The 4,566-nt window shown below is 69.4% G+C and carries 5 protein-coding genes and 2 pseudogenes; 4 read left to right on the top strand and 3 right to left on the bottom strand.

Annotated elements, in window-relative coordinates; translation table 11 throughout:
- The 4 genes from B2X67_RS20390 to B2X67_RS20375 all read left to right on the top strand — a co-directional run.
- Positions 1-358: DUF4136 domain-containing protein (locus B2X67_RS20390; RefSeq protein ID WP_286786616.1), on the top strand; the 358-nt coding region annotated here is incomplete at its 5' end.
- Positions 359-411: 53 nt separating this feature from the next.
- Positions 412-972, top strand: coding sequence for a DUF4136 domain-containing protein (locus B2X67_RS20385; protein WP_282340852.1), 561 nt, complete (start codon positions 412-414; stop codon positions 970-972).
- Positions 973-1,029: 57 nt separating this feature from the next.
- Entirely contained in the window at positions 1,030-1,578 is a 549-nt protein-coding gene (locus B2X67_RS20380; protein WP_286786615.1) for a GrpB family protein, read from the top strand.
- Between the two features lie 74 nt (positions 1,579-1,652).
- Entirely contained in the window at positions 1,653-2,099 is a 447-nt protein-coding gene (locus B2X67_RS20375) for a DMT family transporter (RefSeq protein WP_286786614.1), read from the top strand.
- A gap of 57 nt (positions 2,100-2,156) precedes the next feature.
- Here the strand turns inward: B2X67_RS20375 and B2X67_RS20970 are convergent, their stop codons facing one another.
- The 3 genes and pseudogenes from B2X67_RS20970 to B2X67_RS20365 form a co-directional block, all read right to left on the bottom strand.
- Positions 2,157-2,885 carry a methyl-accepting chemotaxis protein gene (locus tag B2X67_RS20970; protein ID WP_414704015.1) on the bottom strand — a complete coding sequence of 243 codons (729 nt, stop codon included), beginning with the start codon at positions 2,883-2,885 and terminating at the stop codon, positions 2,157-2,159.
- 135 nt (positions 2,886-3,020) lie between these two features.
- A pseudogene (locus B2X67_RS20965) lies at positions 3,021-4,043 on the bottom strand (HAMP domain-containing protein); the annotation flags it as partial.
- A 184-nt stretch (positions 4,044-4,227) separates the two neighbouring features.
- Positions 4,228-4,566 (bottom strand): annotated as a pseudogene (locus B2X67_RS20365) (penicillin-binding protein 1C); the annotation flags it as partial.

Raw genomic sequence — 4,566 nt, 5'->3', positions numbered from 1 at the left:
CCTGCGCCCGGCCCGGGCCGGCAACCCGGCCGACCTGCAGGTCAGCGCCGACCTGCGCGTGGAGCGCCGAGTGCGCCGGGTCTACGATGACTATGGCTACGGCGGCAACTACGGCGGCGCCTACGGGCGTGGTCCCTATGGGCGCGACTACTATGGCGGTTACGCCAGCGCGCCGATCGTGCGCACCTATGAGGAACAGGTCCTGGTGGTGCGCATCGAGCTGCTCGACGGCGCCAGCCGCCAGCCGGTATGGAGCGGCAGCGCCGAGGCGCGCGCCGGTGGCGACAGCCCGTCGACGAACCGTGAGGCGCTGCGCGATGCGGTCAACCGCGCGCTGGAAAAATACCCGCCGTCCTGACCCGGCGCGCGGGGCGTATCCTCGAACGATCAGGTTTTTCCGGAGAATCGATGATGTTCAAAGCCCTGCTGTGGATACCCGCCCTGCTCCTGCTCGGCGCCTGCCAGTCGGTCCAGATCGACCGCGACTACGACGCCACGCGCGATTTCGCCGCCTACCGCAGCTGGGCCTGGCAGGCGCCGGTGGTGCAGTACCGACCCGACGATCCGCGGATCAAGAGCGACCTCACCGAACAGCGCATCCGCGAAGCGATCGGCACCCAGCTCGACCAGCGCGGCCTGCGCCCGGCGGCGGCTGGCTCTGCGGCGGACCTCAAGGTGCAGGCCTGGCTGATCGTCGACGAGCGCCGGGAGGAGGTCAGCACCAACTATGGCGGCTATTGGGGCGGTTACTGGGGCAACTACTGGGGCGGCCCGGCGATCAACCAGACGCGGACCATCGACTACAAGGTCGGCACCATCCAGATCGACCTGCTCGACGGCAAGGACGGCAAGCTGGTCTGGCGCGGCAGCGCCGAGCAGATCATGCGGCAGAATCCGCCCAGCCCGAACGAACGCGCCCAGGCGATCAACGACACCGTGGCCAAGGTGCTCAGCCAGTATCCACCGCGCTGAGCCGGCCCGCTCCGTTCGCCCCTAGGCCCAAGAACAGGCTCTGACAGGAGAAACGCCATGGCCGATAACCCGCGCCCCGTCACGCTCGATGGCCGCCTTCCCGCCGATGCCGAGGCCCTGGAATTCGTTGAGGCGCAGGCGGATGGCTCGCAGCGCTATGCCGAAGCGCTGGCGGAGATCGACGGCACGCTGCAACGCGAGGGCATCCTCGGCGTGCGCTTCGAGCACGTCGGCAGCAGCGCGGTGCCCGCTCTGGGCGGGCGACCGTCGATCGACATCCTCCTGGTGCCTCCGCACACCCTGGACGGCGCCGACCTGGTCGAGCTGCTGCTCGGGCTCGGCTACCGCCAGCGGGGCGACGAGCTGGTCAGGCGTGGGCAGCGCCTGCGGATTCTCGACTCGCAGCAGGCCAGCCAGGCCCTGCGGGTGCGCGACTGGCTGCGCCAGCACCCCGAGGACGTGGCGACCTTCAACGCGCTGAAACGCAAGCTGGTGGACAGCCCGATCGCCGATGCGCAGGCCTACGAGCGCGGCAAGCAGGCATTCTTCGCCACCCTCCTCGCCCTCGCCGATGCCGAGGCGTCCGCCGCGCATCCGCCGCGCTGAACGGGCACTTCATCCGAACGCGATGTCGCAAGGCTGGGGCATAATTCCCGGCCCTCTTCCCGACCGGAGTCCTTATGCCTTTCGCCTGGTGGCTGCTCGCCCTGCCCTTCGTCGCCGGTTCGGTCCTGACCCTGCAAGCCGGCATTAACGGCCTGCTGGCTCGGCAAGTATCCAGCGTTGCCGCCGCGGCCTTCATTTCCTTCGCGGTCGGCACCGCGCTGCTGTTCTGCATCACCCTGGCCCAGCGCGAACTGCCCAGCCTGAACATGCTCAAGGGCCTGAGCTGGTGGCAGTGGTGCGGCGGCTTCCTCGGCGCGTTCTTCATCGTCACCGCGGCGTTCGCCGGTCCACGGGTCGGCGCGCTGCTGTTCATGGTGCTGGTGCTCGCCGGCCAGCTGAGCATGGCGGTGGTGCTCGACCATTTCGGCTGGGCCGGCTTTCGCGAAGCGCCGATCAGCCTCGGCAAGATCGCCGGGCTGGTGCTGATTCTCGGCGGCGTGTGGCTGATCCGCCGCGGCTGATCGACCAGCCCGGGCACCTCGGGCCGGAGGTCTCCTGGGTGAACCCGCAAGGGTCGGTCAGAGGCGGAAACGTCCCACCTGCGTGCTCAGGTCGTCGGCCAGGCCGCGCAGCACCTGGCAATCGTCGCGGCAACTGGACACCTCGCTGGCGGTGGCCTGGGCCAGATCGGCGATGCCCTGCACGTTGCGGTTGATCTCCTCGGTCACGGACGACTGCTCCTCGGTCGCCGCGGCCACGTGATGGTTCATGTCGCTGATCCGTTCGACCTGGTCGCTGATGGCACTGAGCGATTGACCGGTGCGCTGACTGGATTCCACGCCCGTGCCGGTCGCGGCCTGGCCGGCGTGCATCGAGCCGACCGCGGTGTCGGCGCCCTGCTTGAGGCGCCCGATCATCTGCTGGATTTCGTCGGTGGAGGCCTGGGTGCGGCTGGCCAGCGTGCGCACCTCATCGGCGACCACGGCGAAACCGCGGCCCATCTCGCCAGCCCGCGCAGCCTCGATCGCCGCGTTCAGCGCCAGCAGATTGGTCTGCTCGGAAATCCCGCGGATCACCGCCAACACCTGGTCGATGGAACCGATCTGGGTCGCCAGCGCCTGCACGGCGCTGGCGGCGCTACCGATCTCGGCGGACATCTTCTCGATGTTCGCCACCGACTGGCCGACCACGATGCGCGCCTGGCTGGCCTCGTCATGGGCGCTCTGCGAGGCCTGCGCGGCCTGGCTGGCGTTGCGCGCGACCTCCTGCACGGTCAGGCCCATCTCGTGCACCGCGGTGGCGACCATGTCGGTCATCTGCTGTTGCTGGCCGGTGCGCCCGGCGGTGTTGTCCACCACCTTGGCGACGTGGCCGACCGCGGTGCGCAGCTGGGCGCTGGTCGCCAGCACGTCGCCGATCAGTTGCCGCTGGCTGCCGATGAAGCGGTTGAAGCCACGCGCCAAGTCGCCCAGTTCATCCTTGCGGCTCTCGTCCAGGCGCCGGGTGAGGTCGCCACCGCCGCCGCCGATCTCCACCAGCGCCGCGGTGACCTGCAGGATCGGCCGCACCAGCCCGCGCGCCAGGAGCACCACCAGCAGCAGCGAAAGCAGCGCCACGCCGAGCCCGGTCAGGCTGGTCAGCAGCAGTGCTTGGCGCGCCGCGCCGTACACCTGTGTTGCCGGCACTTCGGCGACCAGCAGCCAGCCGAGGCTCTTCAGCGGTCGCGCCAGGGCCAGGTAGTCCTCGCCATCACGGCTGAACGGCACCGCCTGGGTCGAGCCGCCGAGCAGCGCCTGCTCGGCCTGGCCGCCAACCAGATCGCGCAGCTCGCGGGCGTCGTTGAACGCGGCCTGCGGATGCACCTTGACCCGGCCGTCGGCGGCGACCAGCAGCACGCGGCCGCGCTCGCCGAAGCGGAAGTCGCTGATCAGCCGCGACATCGCATCCAGGCCGAAGCCCAGCCCGGCGATGCCCAGCGGCTTGCCGTTCTGGCTGACCCGGTAGTTGATGAACAGCGTCGGCACGCGGGTCGACTTGTCGATGTCCACCTGCACCGTGCGCTCGACGCCCGAATCGAGCATCGAATAGAACCAGTCGTTCTCCGCCGGGCCGCGGGTGAGGGTGCGGTCCAGACCCTTCTCGTTGAAGTAGTGGCCGCTGCCGAGGGCGACGATGAAGGTGGTCAGCGCCTTCTGCTGCACCTGCACTGCCTTGAGGTAGCGCAGGAAGGCGTCCTGGTGCTCCGGCGCCTCGCCCTCGCCCAACCACTCCTGGACCATGCTGTTGCCGGCGATGTCGCGCGCCGCGGTGACCGGTTCGGCGAGCAGCCGTTCGAGGTCGTTGCCGACCGCCGCCACGCTGGCCGGCAGGGCGTCCTCGACCAGCGCCTGCTCGGCCAGGCGATCGACCACCAGCGAATAGATGGCGATCACGATGAGAATACTGACCAACAGGGCGGCGCCCATGCTGAGGGTCAACTGCCACTGAATACTGCGTTGCCAGAGGCGCATGCATGACTCCTGGGGAAAAACGGAAAAAGTGTTTGGGGGCGACGGGGCCCGGATTGTTCTTGTGGAGGCGCTATCGGCTGAATCGATGCAGCTCTTGAGCCAGTCCACCGGGAACGGATGAAAATCCGATGGCTGTCGCTCAGTCGAGCAGGCTGAACTCGACGCGCGCGGTCTGCCCGCTTTCGTCGAGCACGCTGAGCTGGTGATGGCCGGGACGGCTCAAGGTCGGGGTGAGGGTTTCCTCGCCCTGGCTTTCGCCCAGCGGCTCGCCGTCGAGGAACCACCAGCGCCGCCCGCCGCCGCCCAGCGCACCGAGGCGCAGCTGCAGTGCTTCGCCGCTGTTCGCCGGACGGCGTAGCTGGTCGCCCTCGCGCACGCCGACGATGGACAGCCCGGGCGCGGCGTCGGGCAGTTTCGGCGGGCAGCCCGGGTCGATCGCCGGAAGCCGCGCGGCACGACGCTCGCGTCGCGCCAGCCA

It is taken from the genome of Pseudomonas sp. UBA3153, assembly GCF_002364635.1.
Lineage (GTDB): Bacteria > Pseudomonadota > Gammaproteobacteria > Pseudomonadales > Pseudomonadaceae > Pseudomonas_O > Pseudomonas_O kuykendallii.
This window is presented reverse-complemented; position numbering and strand designations above follow the sequence as displayed.

Coding starts and splice junctions, on each gene's coding strand:
- B2X67_RS20385 (WP_282340852.1), top strand. CDS start 412: ATGTTCAAAGCCCTGCTGTGGATACCCGCCCTGCTCCTGCTCGGCGCC.
- B2X67_RS20380 (WP_286786615.1), top strand. CDS start 1,030: ATGGCCGATAACCCGCGCCCCGTCACGCTCGATGGCCGCCTTCCCGCC.
- B2X67_RS20375 (WP_286786614.1), top strand. CDS start 1,653: ATGCCTTTCGCCTGGTGGCTGCTCGCCCTGCCCTTCGTCGCCGGTTCG.
- B2X67_RS20970 (WP_414704015.1), bottom strand. CDS start 2,885: ATGGTCGCCACCGCGGTGCACGAGATGGGCCTGACCGTGCAGGAGGTC.